The sequence below is a fragment of the Yersinia vastinensis genome (assembly GCF_044905075.1).
In the GTDB taxonomy this organism is placed as follows: Bacteria; Pseudomonadota; Gammaproteobacteria; order Enterobacterales; family Enterobacteriaceae; genus Yersinia; species Yersinia vastinensis.
This window is the reverse complement of sequence record NZ_CP173260.1, coordinates 3162498-3176802: the sequence shown is the minus strand read 5'-3', so window position 1 is coordinate 3176802 and position 14305 is coordinate 3162498. Positions and strand designations below refer to the sequence as shown.

Genomic DNA, 14305 nt, shown 5'->3' with positions numbered 1-14305 from the left:
GACTAATTCAATAACCCGTTAAATAATTCGATCTCAACGGTTTCACCGACCGCCACCGAACCCCGCTCTCGTTCAAGGACGATAAAACAGTTGCCTTGACTAAATGAGCTGAAAACATGGGAACCTTGATGTCCGGTGGTACGAACTTCTAGTTCTCCGTGAGCATTAGTTGAAAAGATCCCACGTTGGAAATCTAAACGGCCCGGCGTTTTTTTCAGCGCCGTCGTCGTTTTTGCCTGTAAACGTAATGGTGGTTGCCATTGCGAATGCCCTGAAAGCTTGGCGATAAGCGGTTGCACCAATTGATAAAATGTCAGTACTGCCGAAACCGGATTACCCGGTAAGCCGCAGAACCAGGCATTCTTCAACTTGCCGAAAGCAAAAGGTTTACCGGGTTTTATGGCCAGTTTCCAGAAGCTAATATCTCCCAGCTCATCGAGCATTTGTTTAGTGTAATCGGCTTCACCGACTGAAACGCCACCACTGCTAATGACCAAATCTGCGGCGGCATCCGCTTTTTCAAATGCCTTACGTAATGCTTGCTGATCATCACGGATAACACCGAGATCAATAATTTGGCAGCCGAGTTGTTGCAGCATTAAGCGGACAGCAAAACGATTCGTATCATAAATCTGGCCTTCACCGAGTGGTTGTCCGACAGGTTGTAATTCGTCTCCTGTGGAAAAAATAGCCACTTTTAATGTGCGGAAAACGTTAATCTCGGCAATACCTAATGAAGCCAATAACGGCAGTTGCGCTACGCCTAATCTAACACCAGCAGGAAAAACGGCAGCCCCTTGCTCGATGTCTTCGCCCGCTAGACGGATATTTTGCCCCGCACGCGGGTTGCCACTAAAGGTTACCCCTTGTTCACTCACCGTTGCTTGCTCTTGCATGATGACGGCATCGGCACCTTCAGGAATAGGTGCGCCGGTCATGATTCGCACACAAGTATTGACAGGCCATACATCTTTAAATGGCGCGCCTGCAAAAGCCTTACCCGCCACCGGTAATGGCATTGTGCTGCTAAGCTCATTGCAGCGAACAGCATAACCGTCCATGGCAGAATTGGCGAAAGGTGGTACGGCAATGGGTGATGTTATTGCACTGGCTGTGATACGGCCCGCAGCATCAGTGAGTGCGATGATTTCTGTCGCCTGTAAGGGCGTGACCTGTGACAGCATTTTAGTCAGTGCTTGTTCCAGAGAGAGTAAATCCGAGGTATTACAGTGATCCATGCTGAACTCCGTGGTCTGAGGGCATCGTTGCATATCATGGATGCAGAGATACCTATCAAATAAGAGCATCATTATGGCAGAGATTACCATGTGGGTGAATTGATGGGAGGCAAAGAGACCTCAGACTGTTACTGTCTTGGTCAGTAATATTCTTTTTATCGATACTTGCTTTTATTGGGTGAATAGGAGGGGACATGGACTATCAAAAAATTCTGAAATTCTGGTTTAGTGAGATGGATTCGGCTTTGTGGTTTAAAAAAGACGAGAATTTTGATGCCCATTTACGCCAGCATTTTGGCTCCATTTGGCAGTCTGCCTCAAAGGGGGAGCTAGCTCATTGGCGGCAGAGTATTGAAGGGCGTTTGGCTGAAATTCTAATATTAGATCAGTTTAGTCGAAATCTATTCCGTGATTTACCGGCCTCATTTTCCTGTGATGGAATGGCACTCGTGTTGGCTCAGGAGGCTGTGAATACCGGTCTGGCAGGGCAGTTATCCGATACTCAACGCGGGTTTCTCTATCTGCCTTTTATGCATTCCGAATCTGCATTAATTCACCAACAAGCGTTAGCACTCTATACGGAATTAGGTAACGAGATTCAGCTAGATTATGAATTGCGTCACAAAGCCATTATTGATCGTTTTGGTCGGTACCCACATCGTAACCTTATTCTTGGGCGGGTATCCAGCGTAGAAGAACAGGCTTTTCTGTTAGAACCGGGATCAGCATTTTAAGTTGCAGAGCTAAAATACAAAGGCTAAGACAACGCTATTCCGCCCTTTCTCTGTGGGCGGAAATATTCCTAATAACTTCGTTTCTCACAAACCAATATTAATCTTACACTCCACATTGCATATTTATTCGATTGCGATCACAGGAGAAATAAGGTTTTTCCTAAACTATTGTCTAGGATAGAACTTAGATTGAAACGGTATTGTTACTAATATATAACAATACGACAATATATAAATGAGCCTTCAATGTTTGCATATTCTCAGCTCTCGGTTTATGCCGGCGTGGATGTCTCATAAGATGACGGATGCATCAAATATGGCAGACACAACATCAATAGAGATAGTATCGGCAGAAAATACAGCAATAGCAGCGCAATCAGCACGACTCACAGATAAGGCGGATACTCGGCAGAGAGTTCGGGCTATTGTTGGTGCTTCTTCAGGCAATTTGGTTGAATGGTTCGATTTCTATATTTATTCTTTCTGTGCGCTCTACTTTGCGCCACTTTTCTTTCCTAGTGATAATCCCACGACACAATTAGTTCAAACTGCGGGGGTTTTTGCTGCGGGCTTTTTGATGCGGCCAATTGGCGGCTGGTTATTTGGTTATATTGCTGATAAGCATGGGCGTAAGCTCTCAATGCTTATTTCGGTTTATATGATGTGTGCCGGTTCGCTGATGATTGCTTGCCTACCTACCTATGCCTCGATTGGAAGTTTGGCACCAATTTTACTATTGGTTGCACGTTTATTCCAAGGGCTATCAGTTGGCGGAGAATATGGCACTAGCGCAACTTATATGAGTGAGGTTGCAGTAAAAGGGCGTAAAGGTTTTTATGCTTCATTCCAGTATGTCACATTAATCGGTGGTCAATTACTGGCTTTACTGGTACTGGTTTTATTACAACAAACACTCTCATCCGAAGTGTTACATAGCTGGGGATGGCGTATTCCTTTCGTATTAGGTGCGCTGCTGGCAGTTGTTGCACTTTATTTACGCCGTTCATTGAATGAAACTTCAGATGAAAAGACGCGCAATAAGAAAGATGCCGGCAGTTTGAAAGGGCTGTGGAAAAACCGCCGTGCCTTTATTATGGTATTGGGCTTCACTGCGGGTGGTTCGCTTTCTTTTTATACTTACACCACCTATATGCAAAAGTATTTAGTTAATACTGCGGGCATGGATGTGAAAACTGCCAGTTTGGTGATGACTGCTGCTTTGTTTATTTTTATGATAATTCAACCTTTATTTGGTGCATTGTCTGACCGTATTAGTCGACGTACATCTATGCTCACTTTTGGGTTATTAGCTATGTTGCTGACGGTTCCAATTTTACATGCGCTAAAAGGTGTTACCAGCCCTTATATTGCCTTTATGTTAATTGTCACTGCTCTTATTATTGTCAGCTTTTATACCTCCATTGGCGGGTTGCTGAAAGCAGAAATGTTCCCGCCAGAAGTCCGGGCACTGGGGGTTGGTTTATCTTATGCTGTCGCAAATGCCATGTTTGGTGGCAGTGCCGAATATGTGGCGCTATCACTCAAGTCATTTGATATGGAGAGCAGCTTCTTTTGGTACGTCTCTGCAATGTGTTTCCTGACTTTCCTCGTCTCTTTACGTTTACATCGTAAAGGGCAAGAAGTTGATTTATAAATTAAATTATAAATACCTATAATAAAAAATTGAGGCCACAATCATGTGGCTTCAGTGGGTATTAGCGATGTAATGTTGGATTGTTGCCAGCAAACTCCCTGTCCCGCAGCATGTATCATTATATCCTTCAGTATGCCGGCGATTAATGACGCGGTCATGGGGGCATCCACCGTGACAAATAGAAAACCACTGACAATGGTGCATTTTTATCGTCGCCTCTTTTTCCTCATTGATGGCTTGTTGATTATGGGATGAGTGAGCTAAAAGATCGGCTAAGTCAGTATGTAATAATGAACCATAAATACTGTCTTTATCACCGACATATTTATCACAGGGGGAGACATCTCCGTTGGGCTCCAAAGTAATTATCTCTTGTGAACAATTCCCAGACCAATAACAAGCGGCAGTTTTTGTCGCCGGGTTTTTTAGCACTTTGATAAAATCGTCAAAAACAGCGATATGTATCTTATCTTGATAACCTTTAACCCAGAGCGTAAACAGTATGGAGAGAAAGTTAATAAACTCGGCATAACTGATGAAACTGTTGCCGATGTATTCACCTTTAACTAACCGATTGTCAGGCACTATATTGAGGAACTCAATACTGGTTAATTCAATTGAAATAAAGTAATCGAGCATTTCTTTCATATCCGTTTGGTACACATCTCGATCAACAACTATGAGGGCACCATACAATATATTATGTTGCTGTAATTTTTTTATTCCTTTTGCAATACGATCGGAAGTTCCCCTTCCTCTATAGTCAATTCTTCTTTTATCATTCACTGCTGGGACACCATCCAGACTTATTCCGACATTCATTCCAATACCTTGAATAAACTTTAGCCACTCATCTGAAATACTGACTAAGTTTGATTGCATCGTATTCGTAATATATTGTCCCGGCCGTTTAAATTGTTGTTGCAACCAGATCAACTTTTTAAAAAAAGCAGGTTTGAGTAATGTTATTTCACCGCCATGCCATACAAACTCAAATCTATTTACATTAGGAATAGCCAGAATCTGGCGTACACTATGAACTAGTGTATGAAATGAAACCGTTTGGTTGGGGCCTTCGGCCCATGAATGGCAATAGGTACAGCGTAGATTACATAAACGTGTCGCCTTCAATACAATAACCAGTTTTTCTGCTTTGATTGCTTTTGCAGAAATATATTTCTTTATTTCTTGATTGTATATTTCCACCTCATCATTATCTAATATTTGATCGGCAGGGATTTTACCAATCAAATATGCGGATAATGATTTATATTCACAAGTTTCAAGTTTTTTTAAATGTTGAGTGTCTATATCATTAATTTTAATGCAATCAATGTTTTTGACTGGAATTCTATTTTCCATAAAATATTCCTATTTGGTCATGTGAAATTACCATCTTTCATATTGATTACTCTATTTCCGTAAGTGGCTGCTTCAACTGAATGCGTCACCATAATAATAGTGGTGCCTTTTTTATTTATATATTTCAATTGCTGGAGTACAGCATGTGCATTTTTGCTATCTAAATTCCCAGTAGGTTCATCAGCCAAAAGCAATGTGGGTTTAGACACCATCGCCCGGGCGATAGCTACACGCTGCTGTTGACCGCCTGATAATTGCGCAGGCTTATGTTCTCTCCGGTTATCAATACCGAAGAGAGTTAAAATCTGATCGACCCTTTCAATCCGCTCTTTCTTGTTAATACCCCGATATTTAAGGGGTAATGCAATATTATCAAAAATGGATAGATGAGGTATAAGATTAAATGATTGAAAAATATACCCTATCAGAGTTCTTCTCAGAATGATCTTTTGTGAATAACTTAAGTTAGTTATTTCCTCTCCCGCGAGAGTTAGTGAACCACTATCCAAATTATCAAATAGACCAATGATATTGAGCAGTGTTGATTTTCCCGATCCCGATGGTCCCATAATTGAAACGAAATCGCCTTTTTCAACAGAAAAATTCAAATGATTAAGAACCTTAGTTTTTACTGTTTTGGTTATGTAGCATTTTTCAGCATTTTGTATATTTAGCATTTTATTTAAACTCAATGATATCGTATTCATTATTATTGGTTTCAGGAGGCATGACAATTTGTTGTCCAGCCGTCAGCCCTGCTGTGATCTCTGTTTTTATGGCACTTCTTCGTTTAATGCTTACTTTGGATTTAATGGCTGTATCTTTTTCTGGTTGGTAAATATAGATAAAATAATCCCCATTTTTGCTAGAGACAATACTTTCTGTCGGAACTAGTAATACATTATCATTTTCTTCCTGCAATATAATCTGTATTTCAATCGACTGTCCTCTCTTTAACGGAAAAATACTTTCTTGATACGGTACAAGTTTGGCTTTGAACTTACCATTTTCAACAATGGTTGATACCGACTCAATGAGGAGAGGGACATTCTGACCATTTATTTGTGAAACGATATGGCTCTGCGGTATGATTTTATCGAGATAATACTCACTGAAGTAAACATTAAAATAGTATGATTGTAAATTATCTATTATTGCGATTTTTTCACCGGGTTTTATCTGCTGACCTAACTCAATATCCAGAACAGATAATGTTCCATCAATTGGTGCCGTTATTACTAGCTGATCCACACCATCTTCAATCATTCCCATCATTCTCTCTAGTAATGAAATAGAATTCTCTATCTCCTTAAATTGTGATGGAAATGATTTTTTATTTTTATCATTATGTTCCCGCAATATGTCAACTTTTATCTGCCAGTTTCTTAGCATGCCAATTTGGTTTTCTAATTCAGATTTGGCAATCATTGATTTCCTATCTAGTACTTGATGTCTGTCTAATGTTTTAGAAATGACAGCTATTTGATACTCTGCGTCTTGCAAGTTTATTTTTGTATCTCGATTATCTTGCTCAAGCTGCATTTTTATATTACGCAGGTTATTTATTTTTTCTGCAATATTCGCTATTCTAGATGTTGCTTCTAGCATAAAGTCATAGTTTGATAAATTGGCAATAACATCACCTTTAGCCACAGTATCAAAGGCCTGCTTTGTGATATCTATAACTTTCCCACCGCGTTCACTTGAGATAATTATGCTCTCCTTTGGTACTGTAATTGCCCGTGTAATGAGTAGATCTTGATACGACTCTGGCTTAATTTCATGAAAGATAACATCCTCTCGCGAAACTAGGAGTGCTCGCTGAATTGTTGATAAATAATATACAGAGTAAAGGCTGCCAATAAACAGCATGAGCACGCAAATAATAATTAATTTAGCGCTGTTATTTATATGTTTTTTTGGTTCTATTTTTATATCCATGGGTATTATTTATTTCCCAAAATATTCAATGATTTGCTGCTAAATATGAGTGTGACAACCATGACTGTAATTACACTTAACATGAAAATAATAAGTGCGCTGGTGGCATAAATATAAGAAATACTATTCACTAAGGGGTATTGACTGAGCCAGCGTTGCAATAATAAAAAACTGATAGGAAGTGATATTCCAGCGGCTATCACTATAGGGATTAGGTTTTGTTGTATAAAAAATATAACATTAGTATAAATAGAACCACCTATTGACTCCATTATTTCTAATGTTTTCCCTAGTCGTTTTGTTTCTGAAGTACCAACTATAATGGTGCTGATGAGTATTAATATTACAGAAAGTAAGGTGGCCATATTAATGGTCTCTTTCATAAGTTTGTTATTGTTAAAGTAATCTTGATGTAATTCATTGGCGGATTTTATCTGTTCAGTGCTAACGTTATAGTGTTTTAATATTTTCTCTACAGCAGCGCGATCTGTAATGTTATTTAGCTTGATTGCAGCATAGCGTTGGGCACTGTTCTGAATAAAAATAAGTAACGGAGATGATACATCTTCTCGCTCGGCAAGATGGAAATCATCGATAACTCTAAGGATTCTTACGGTCTGCGGTGTACCGCTTTCGTTAATGTAAAATACGTTATTCAATACCTGATCATAGGAATATAGCCCCATTAATGCCAAAAAAGACTTAGTAGCAATAGCATGGTGCATATTATTACTGGTGCTCGGCAATATTAGATTATTATCACCTGCAAGTGTTTTTATCCCCCATGTATTAATGAAGTGATTATTTACATTTAGTGTGTTAACCGTAATAAGTTTATCTTTCTCCTGTTGATTGTGGTGAAAAATAGAAATATTTCTTCTCGACATATCAAATGGACGCCAACTGCTCATCGCTATATTTTCGGTGCGAATTTTTTTATTTAATTCATCCTGTAAACTATTAATCAACACCTGGGATTTAAGTTCATCATTTAATGCAAAAGTCACTACATTATTTTTCTCATAGCCGAAATTATTGTTTTGCATCAAGTATATTTGCGTCATGATACCTGCCCATAAATAAATGATGATGCCAGCAATAATAATTTGCAGGCAAAACATAATGCGATGCATATTCTGAGTATGATTTTGTCTAGCATAAATACTGTCATAATAGATATGGCTAGGGAGTGATAGTGTAAATAAGAATAAAATATGAGCAAGCAAAATGGCAATGTACGTTGCAGCTAAAGTCATAGAAAATGCGGTTAAAAAATCCTGACTACCTTGAGTCAGTATGAGTTCTCTGACGTTATCAGAAAACTGTGTGAGTGATATTAAAATGAAAAGAACCAATAGAAGCATAAATACAGTTTGTAATGTTGCGATGAAAAAAGATTCAATCAGTAGTTGGTACAGAGAGGCTCCGACGGCTTTTTTCACATAGAAACTGTTTTTCTTATTGTTGTTAATGACATTATTAATGTTGAAGAAGTTCATGGTCGTGGTTAAAAAAACAAACAAACCTGTAGCGTATAAAATATTTAAATATGCACTTGAGACAACGGAACTCATTTCATCGGGGAGTGCATTGTCATAATGGATATCAGTGATATTGCGGGCTGATAATTGAATGAACTCTTCAGGGCTAAAGGGTGCACCAGGAAGTTGGGGGGCATGTTGGCTAATGTGTGAATTCAATTGTTTAATATTAGGCTTTATTCCCGATTCCATAGTGATAAAAACGTAGGCGTGCGTGTCATACCAATCGTGCCTTTTATCATGGTAGTTATCTATTATGTCAGGAGACAATGTGACGAAAGCTCCGGTTTTAAAGCGACTGGATTTATCAAGTTCAACCATATCTTTAATAATGAATTGTCCTTTATCTCCGAGTGTAATGACGTGGCCCTGTGGAATATCTAAATGAAGATATCGATGGTTGAACTCGGGGGTGATAATAATTTCGTTATGTGCCAAGTGAGATGGCTTTTGTCGAAAAGGGTTTACGGCATCAAAAAAATCAGTGCTAACTGCATAGATATCTACATCAGAATATGTCTTATCGTTAACCTGCAAGTGAGTAACAATACGAACCATAGAATCCACGCGTTTGATATTTTTATCATTCTTTAAAACGGAAGTCAGCGGTAAGGGGGATTGTGCTGATTTTACTTCATCACCATTGGGCAGGTTAAACTGTGTTTCTATCCGATAAATATCATTGTAATTGTTATGTTGTTTTTCAATGCGATCATCCGTTAAATAAAGAAGTAAAACTAAGAACGAGGAGATTAATCCAATGGCTGTTACTATTATGGCTAACAGGCTTGATAATGGACTTATTTTCAAATCATTGAAAAATTCACTTGTCAGCATATGGAAGTATCTCACTTGTTTTAATGAAATTTAGTGATGTTATTTCTTTAAATTATTTATTTTAATTATCGTATCAACACTAAAATATATTATATTTCTATTGCAATGCTGAAAATATACTGAGTAACAGTTAGGATTAAGATGTTAATGAAACACCTTAATCCAATATATTAAAAAATGTCATTGATTAACTTATTGTTGAGTAAAGCTTTTTGACCAATTCCATGCGGTTATTTTGGTATTGGTTCCGTTGTTTTTTAAATTTTCTATTTCATGGTCATTTATAGAGAGCGAATTATTTTCAAATGATGCTTCTAATGACGCTAACTTGGTTCTCAACATCATTAAATTTGTCTTGTTTGTTTTTCCGTCAGTTTGGTGTGAAATATGCATATAATTCTCCATTTAAATAATATCCTTTAGATGTTACTGAAGCTTGGTAAGTGTTCAGCCATTTATTTGTAATTCTTTTTTTGGACTTTATCAATGTTTTTTATTTCTGATTGTCACATAGCCTCTAATTAATTTTATTGTTATTTAAATTATTTTTTAGAACTAAATGTAACGATGATGATGATAAGTTTTTTATCAAATAAAAAGCCCCAAAAGGGGCTGGTAATATTTATTATTGATAATTTAGTTAGTTGCGACAGTTACGGGTGTAAATATTCCGCATGGAAGCGCAAGTGATCCTCAATAAAAGTCGCTATGGTGAAATAGCTATGATCATAACCAGGTTGAATACGCAGAGTCAGCGGCCAGTCACGTTGACGCGCGAGTTCAGCCAGTTTTGCTGGCTGCAACTGGTCAGCCAGGAACTGATCACCATCACCTTGATCAACCAACATGGGTAATGTGGTTTGGGCATGAGTAAGTAAATGGCAACTATCATATTGCAGCCATTGGCTTTCATCCGCACCTAAATATGCTGTAAAGGCTTTGCGGCCCCAAGGGACTTGGCACGGATTGACGATCGGTGCGAAAGCAGAAGCAGATTTATACTGACCAGGATTGCGTAAGGCGAGCATTAGTGCTCCATGGCCCCCCATTGAGTGACCACAGATAGATTGATGCTCTTGGTTAACACTAAAATGCTGGCGGATTAGCGCTGGTAGCTCTTGGCTAATGTAATCGTACATTCGAAAATGCTCTGACCAAGGCGCTTGCGTTGCATTTAGATAAAAACCAGCGCCTTGCCCCAAATCATAGCTATCATCATTGGGCACTTCATCACCACGTGGGCTGGTATCGGGCATCACCAATACCAATCCGAGTTCGGCAGCAACTCTTTGTGCGCCTGCTTTCAGGGTGAAATTTTCATCATTACATGTCAGCCCTGAAAGCCAATAAAGCACGGGAGGAGGATTATCATCCCGTGGCGGTGGCAGATAGATGCTGAAAGTCATATTACAATTCAGGCTGCTGGCGGCGTGGCGGTAGCGTTGCTGCCACCCACCAAACATCCGGTGCTCTTCGAGAAGTTCAAGTGACGTATTCATGCGTTGTCTGCCTCCTTGCCTTATTTATCTTGTGAAGGTTTATCGAAATGAATCACGGTGCGGATGGATTTGCCTTCATGCATTAAATCAAAGGCTTCATTGATTTGATCCAGACCCATGGTATGAGTGATAAAATCATTCAGAGCGAATTTACCGTCCAGATATTGCTGCACAATGCCGGGTAATTCTGAGCGACCTTTCACCCCACCAAATGCAGAACCACGCCAGACTCGGCCGGTTACCAACTGGAATGGACGGGTTGAGATCTCTTCGCCGGCACCGGCAACACCAATAATCACGGATTCACCCCAACCTTTGTGGCAGCATTCTAAAGCTGAACGCATGACATTGACGTTACCAATGCATTCAAATGAGAAATCTACGCCACCGTCGGTCAGCTCAACAATCACATCTTGGATAGGTTTATCATAATCTTTCGGGTTGATCAGATCAGTTGCCCCCAGTTTGCGTGCCAGCTCGAATTTACTGGTATTTAGGTCGATGCCGATAATTCGGCTGGCTCCAGCCATCTGTGCACCGATGACGGCAGACAAGCCAATTCCCCCCAAACCGAAAATGGCTACAGTATCGCCGGGTTTGACTTTGGCAGTATTGATAACCGCACCCATACCAGTGGTGACACCGCAGCCCAGCAGACAAACTTCCTCTAATGGTGCTTCTTTATTGATTTTTGCCAGTGATATTTCTGGCACAACAGTCAATTCAGAGAATGTTGAAGTCCCCATATAATGGAAGATAGGTTGACCATTTTTTGAAAAACGGGTGGTGCCATCTGGCATCAAGCCTTTGCCTTGGGTACTGCGGATTGCCTGACATAAATTGGTTTTGCCTGAGCGGCAGAATTTACACTCGCCACATTCTGGGGTGTACAGCGGAATGACATGGTCACCCACAGCAACGCTGGTAACACCTTCACCAATAGCTTCCACAATCCCGCCGCCTTCATGACCAAGGATGGCCGGGAATACCCCTTCAGGATCTTTGCCTGACAGAGTATAGGCATCAGTGTGGCATACCCCACTGGCGACAATCCGTACGAGCACTTCGCCTTTTTGTGGTGGCATCAAATCCACTTCTTCAACGGATAGTGGCTGGTTTGGCCCCCATGCGACTGCGGCGCGGGTTTTAATCATCTCCATGGTGTTGCTCCTATAGCTTCTGTGTAATGAGTGTTATATAAATATATTCTTTATGTATCATATATGTTGCATGTGGCTGTTCGTGATGATAGCCCATGATCATTGTATGAATTATGACCGTAAACTGGGGTTGTGCTTGCTCAATTACGGCATTTCCGTCTGTTCAATGATCAGTTCTTTGAGTGCGCGGACATTAGGGCTAAAGGCATCTTTGCGCCAAATCAACCAAGTCGAAGTGTTGGCGATATCAGGTGGCAGCAAATGAACTTGTACCCGCTCATGCCCTGGTAGCAAAGCCAATACCGAGTGTGGAATTAGCGCTAACCCAGCACCGCTGGCCACGCAGGCCAGCATGGCATGGTAGGACTGAATTTCCATGATTTGCCCAGGTAGTACGCCAGCTTGACGGAACCAACTCTCCAGTTGCAGCCGGTATGAGCAACTGGGGCGAAAAGCAAACAGTGTTTCGTCCACGGCGTCTTGGGCTTGTTCAATAGGGTGGTGATCAACACAGGAAATGATCACTAATTTTTCGTCGAAGGAGCGGCAGCCGTGCAGCTCATCATGCTGTACCGGGCCATCGACCAGCGCGGTTGCGAGTGTACCCGCCCGCACTTGTTCAATGATCTCGCCGGAAGTGCCGGTGGTCAGTGACAAGGCAACTTTAGGGTAGCGCTGGTGATAAGACGCCAGCAAGCTGGGTAAGCGAGTGGCCGCAGTACTCTCCATTGAACCGAGTGGGAAATGGCCCGCGGGTTCACCAGCATGGGTAATGCGCATTGCCTCTTCACTCAGTGCCAGAATTCGGTTGGCGTAGCAGAGAAAATTATGGCCCATAGGCGACAGACGCAGGCGCTGTTTTTCACGGATAAACAGATCAGCCCCTAGCTCAATTTCAAGCTGGCGTAAGCGTGTCGTCAAGTTTGAAGGGACGCGGTGCATTTGCTCCGCTGCTCGGGCAACGGAACCGGTTTCTGCCACGCAGCAAAACATGCGTAGCTGGGTCAGATCCATGAGTGTTCTCTTTTTGTGATGAACTTAGTGAGTATTATTCATTTTTTGTGATTCTAATGCTCAGGCATGATATTGGCAACTTTCTTTTAACAGACTGGCAGATCAATTCACTGGCAGAGCAATATAGGGTAGGGCGGATGGCACTAAGAATTGCATTAAGTGGTTTCTTGGCATTAGTGGTTGCGATGGGAATTGGTCGCTTTGCTTTTACCCCACAAGTGCCTCTTATGATTGCGGAACACCAATTTACACTAACAGGTGCGGGGCTGGTGGCGGCGTTTAACTACTTGGGTTATCTGTTCGGTGCCTTTGATGCTATGCGTGCCAGTCGCCATGTTGAGCGCCGTTTATGGCTGGGATTATGGGGGGCGGTGACTCTAACGCTGCTATCAGCTATCGTCGATGGCCCGTGGTGGCATGGTCTGGTGCGTTTTGTGATTGGTTGGGCCAGCGGTTGGTCAATGGTGCTAATTGCTGCTTGGACGAATGAACGACTGGCGCATTTTGGTCGCCCGGCATTGAGTGCGGCGGTATTTGCCGGGCCAGGGGCGGGGATATTCATCAGCGGTATGCTGGCCGTCCTAATCCATAGCTATGAATTATCTGCCGCTGAAGCCTGGCTAGTGTATGGCGGATTGGCACTGATTATTATTGCGACGATCAGTATTAATCTGCCGCGGAGTGGGGAGCTTCACCGTCCACATATTGCCGCTGTTCCACTGACCTTAACTCCGGCATTGAAACGCTTGGTATGGAGCTACAGTTTGGCGGGGTTTGGCTATATTTTACCGGCGACGTTTTTATCGCAAATGGCTACCTCTCGGTTTCCAGATAGCCTTTTCGCCCAATTTGTCTGGCCTGTTTTTGGCGGTGCAGCCGTGATTGGTATCATCATCGGTATTCTGACGCGCCATTGCCTGACTTCCCAAACGCGGCTGGCATTGACACTTTGGATTCAGGCTTTAGGAGTGCTGTGTGCCGAATGGGTACCGGGCGTGAGTGGGTTAGCATTAGGTGCATTACTTACCGGCGGCGGATTCCTCAGTGTTGTTCAACTTTCACTGCAACATGGCCGCGAACTGGCACCGGAACACACTCGCTATATGGCCGGTTTGCTGACCACCGGCTATGCTATCGGGCAACTGGTTGGTCCAATATTGTCTGCAATATCAACAGCATTAACCCACCGGCTAGAGCCTGCACTCTATGTGGCTGTCATCGCGCTGATTATTGCGGGCGGATTAGTGATTAAAACCCCAGCCCGCGCTCGGGAAACTGTCACGAATTGAATGTTTGTCAGGTGCTGGCAGAGATGCAGCTCTTTC

General features: G+C 41.8%; 12 protein-coding genes. 3 read left to right on the top strand and 9 right to left on the bottom strand.

The window, feature by feature from the left end; genetic code table 11:
• Positions 1–2: 2 nt before the first annotated feature.
• Positions 3–1238 carry a molybdopterin molybdotransferase MoeA gene (moeA, locus tag ACIOG0_RS14795; protein ID WP_050098721.1) on the bottom strand — a complete coding sequence of 412 codons (1236 nt, stop codon included), beginning with the start codon at positions 1236–1238 and terminating at the stop codon, positions 3–5.
• A 194-nt stretch (positions 1239–1432) separates the two neighbouring features.
• Between moeA and ACIOG0_RS14790 the strand changes: the two genes are divergently transcribed.
• Both ACIOG0_RS14790 and ACIOG0_RS14785 read left to right on the top strand, forming a co-directional pair.
• Positions 1433–1972 carry a DUF924 family protein gene (locus tag ACIOG0_RS14790; protein ID WP_128451749.1) on the top strand — a complete coding sequence of 180 codons (540 nt, stop codon included), beginning with the start codon at positions 1433–1435 and terminating at the stop codon, positions 1970–1972.
• 316 nt (positions 1973–2288) lie between these two features.
• Positions 2289–3626, top strand: coding sequence for an MFS family transporter (locus ACIOG0_RS14785; RefSeq protein WP_050099217.1), 1338 nt, complete (start codon positions 2289–2291; stop codon positions 3624–3626).
• A gap of 51 nt (positions 3627–3677) precedes the next feature.
• Here the strand turns inward: ACIOG0_RS14785 and darE are convergent, their stop codons facing one another.
• From darE to ACIOG0_RS14745, 8 genes are all read right to left on the bottom strand, one after another.
• Positions 3678–4988 (bottom strand): darobactin maturation radical SAM/SPASM protein DarE, encoded by a 1311-nt coding sequence (darE, locus tag ACIOG0_RS14780; RefSeq protein ID WP_128451750.1) that lies wholly within the window; start codon positions 4986–4988, stop codon positions 3678–3680.
• Between the two features lie 17 nt (positions 4989–5005).
• Positions 5006–5665, bottom strand: a complete 660-nt coding sequence (gene darD, locus ACIOG0_RS14775) for a darobactin export ABC transporter ATP-binding protein (RefSeq protein ID WP_050098715.1) — start codon at positions 5663–5665, stop codon at positions 5006–5008.
• A 1-nt stretch (position 5666) separates the two neighbouring features.
• Positions 5667–6929: a darobactin export ABC transporter periplasmic adaptor subunit gene (gene darC / locus ACIOG0_RS14770; RefSeq protein WP_128451751.1), complete on the bottom strand. Its 1263-nt coding sequence runs from the start codon at positions 6927–6929 to the stop codon at positions 5667–5669.
• 5 nt (positions 6930–6934) lie between these two features.
• Positions 6935–9307: a darobactin export ABC transporter permease subunit gene (darB, locus tag ACIOG0_RS14765; RefSeq protein WP_145581834.1), complete on the bottom strand. Its 2373-nt coding sequence runs from the start codon at positions 9305–9307 to the stop codon at positions 6935–6937.
• Positions 9308–9499: 192 nt separating this feature from the next.
• Complete coding sequence (gene darA / locus ACIOG0_RS14760; RefSeq protein WP_072086597.1) at positions 9500–9700, bottom strand: darobactin family peptide antibiotic; 201 nt, start codon at positions 9698–9700, stop codon at positions 9500–9502.
• 260 nt (positions 9701–9960) lie between these two features.
• Positions 9961–10806 carry an S-formylglutathione hydrolase gene (fghA, locus tag ACIOG0_RS14755; RefSeq protein WP_050098707.1) on the bottom strand — a complete coding sequence of 282 codons (846 nt, stop codon included), beginning with the start codon at positions 10804–10806 and terminating at the stop codon, positions 9961–9963.
• A gap of 20 nt (positions 10807–10826) precedes the next feature.
• Positions 10827–11966, bottom strand: a complete 1140-nt coding sequence (locus ACIOG0_RS14750; RefSeq protein WP_050098706.1) for an S-(hydroxymethyl)glutathione dehydrogenase/class III alcohol dehydrogenase — start codon at positions 11964–11966, stop codon at positions 10827–10829.
• A gap of 144 nt (positions 11967–12110) precedes the next feature.
• Complete coding sequence (locus ACIOG0_RS14745) at positions 12111–12980, bottom strand: putrescine utilization regulator PtrR (RefSeq protein ID WP_050098704.1); 870 nt, start codon at positions 12978–12980, stop codon at positions 12111–12113.
• Positions 12981–13117: 137 nt separating this feature from the next.
• On the opposite strand from ACIOG0_RS14745, the gene ACIOG0_RS14740 reads away from it, so the two are divergent.
• Positions 13118–14269 (top strand): YbfB/YjiJ family MFS transporter, encoded by a 1152-nt coding sequence (locus ACIOG0_RS14740; protein WP_128451752.1) that lies wholly within the window; start codon positions 13118–13120, stop codon positions 14267–14269.
• The last annotated feature ends 36 nt before the right edge of the window (positions 14270–14305 follow it).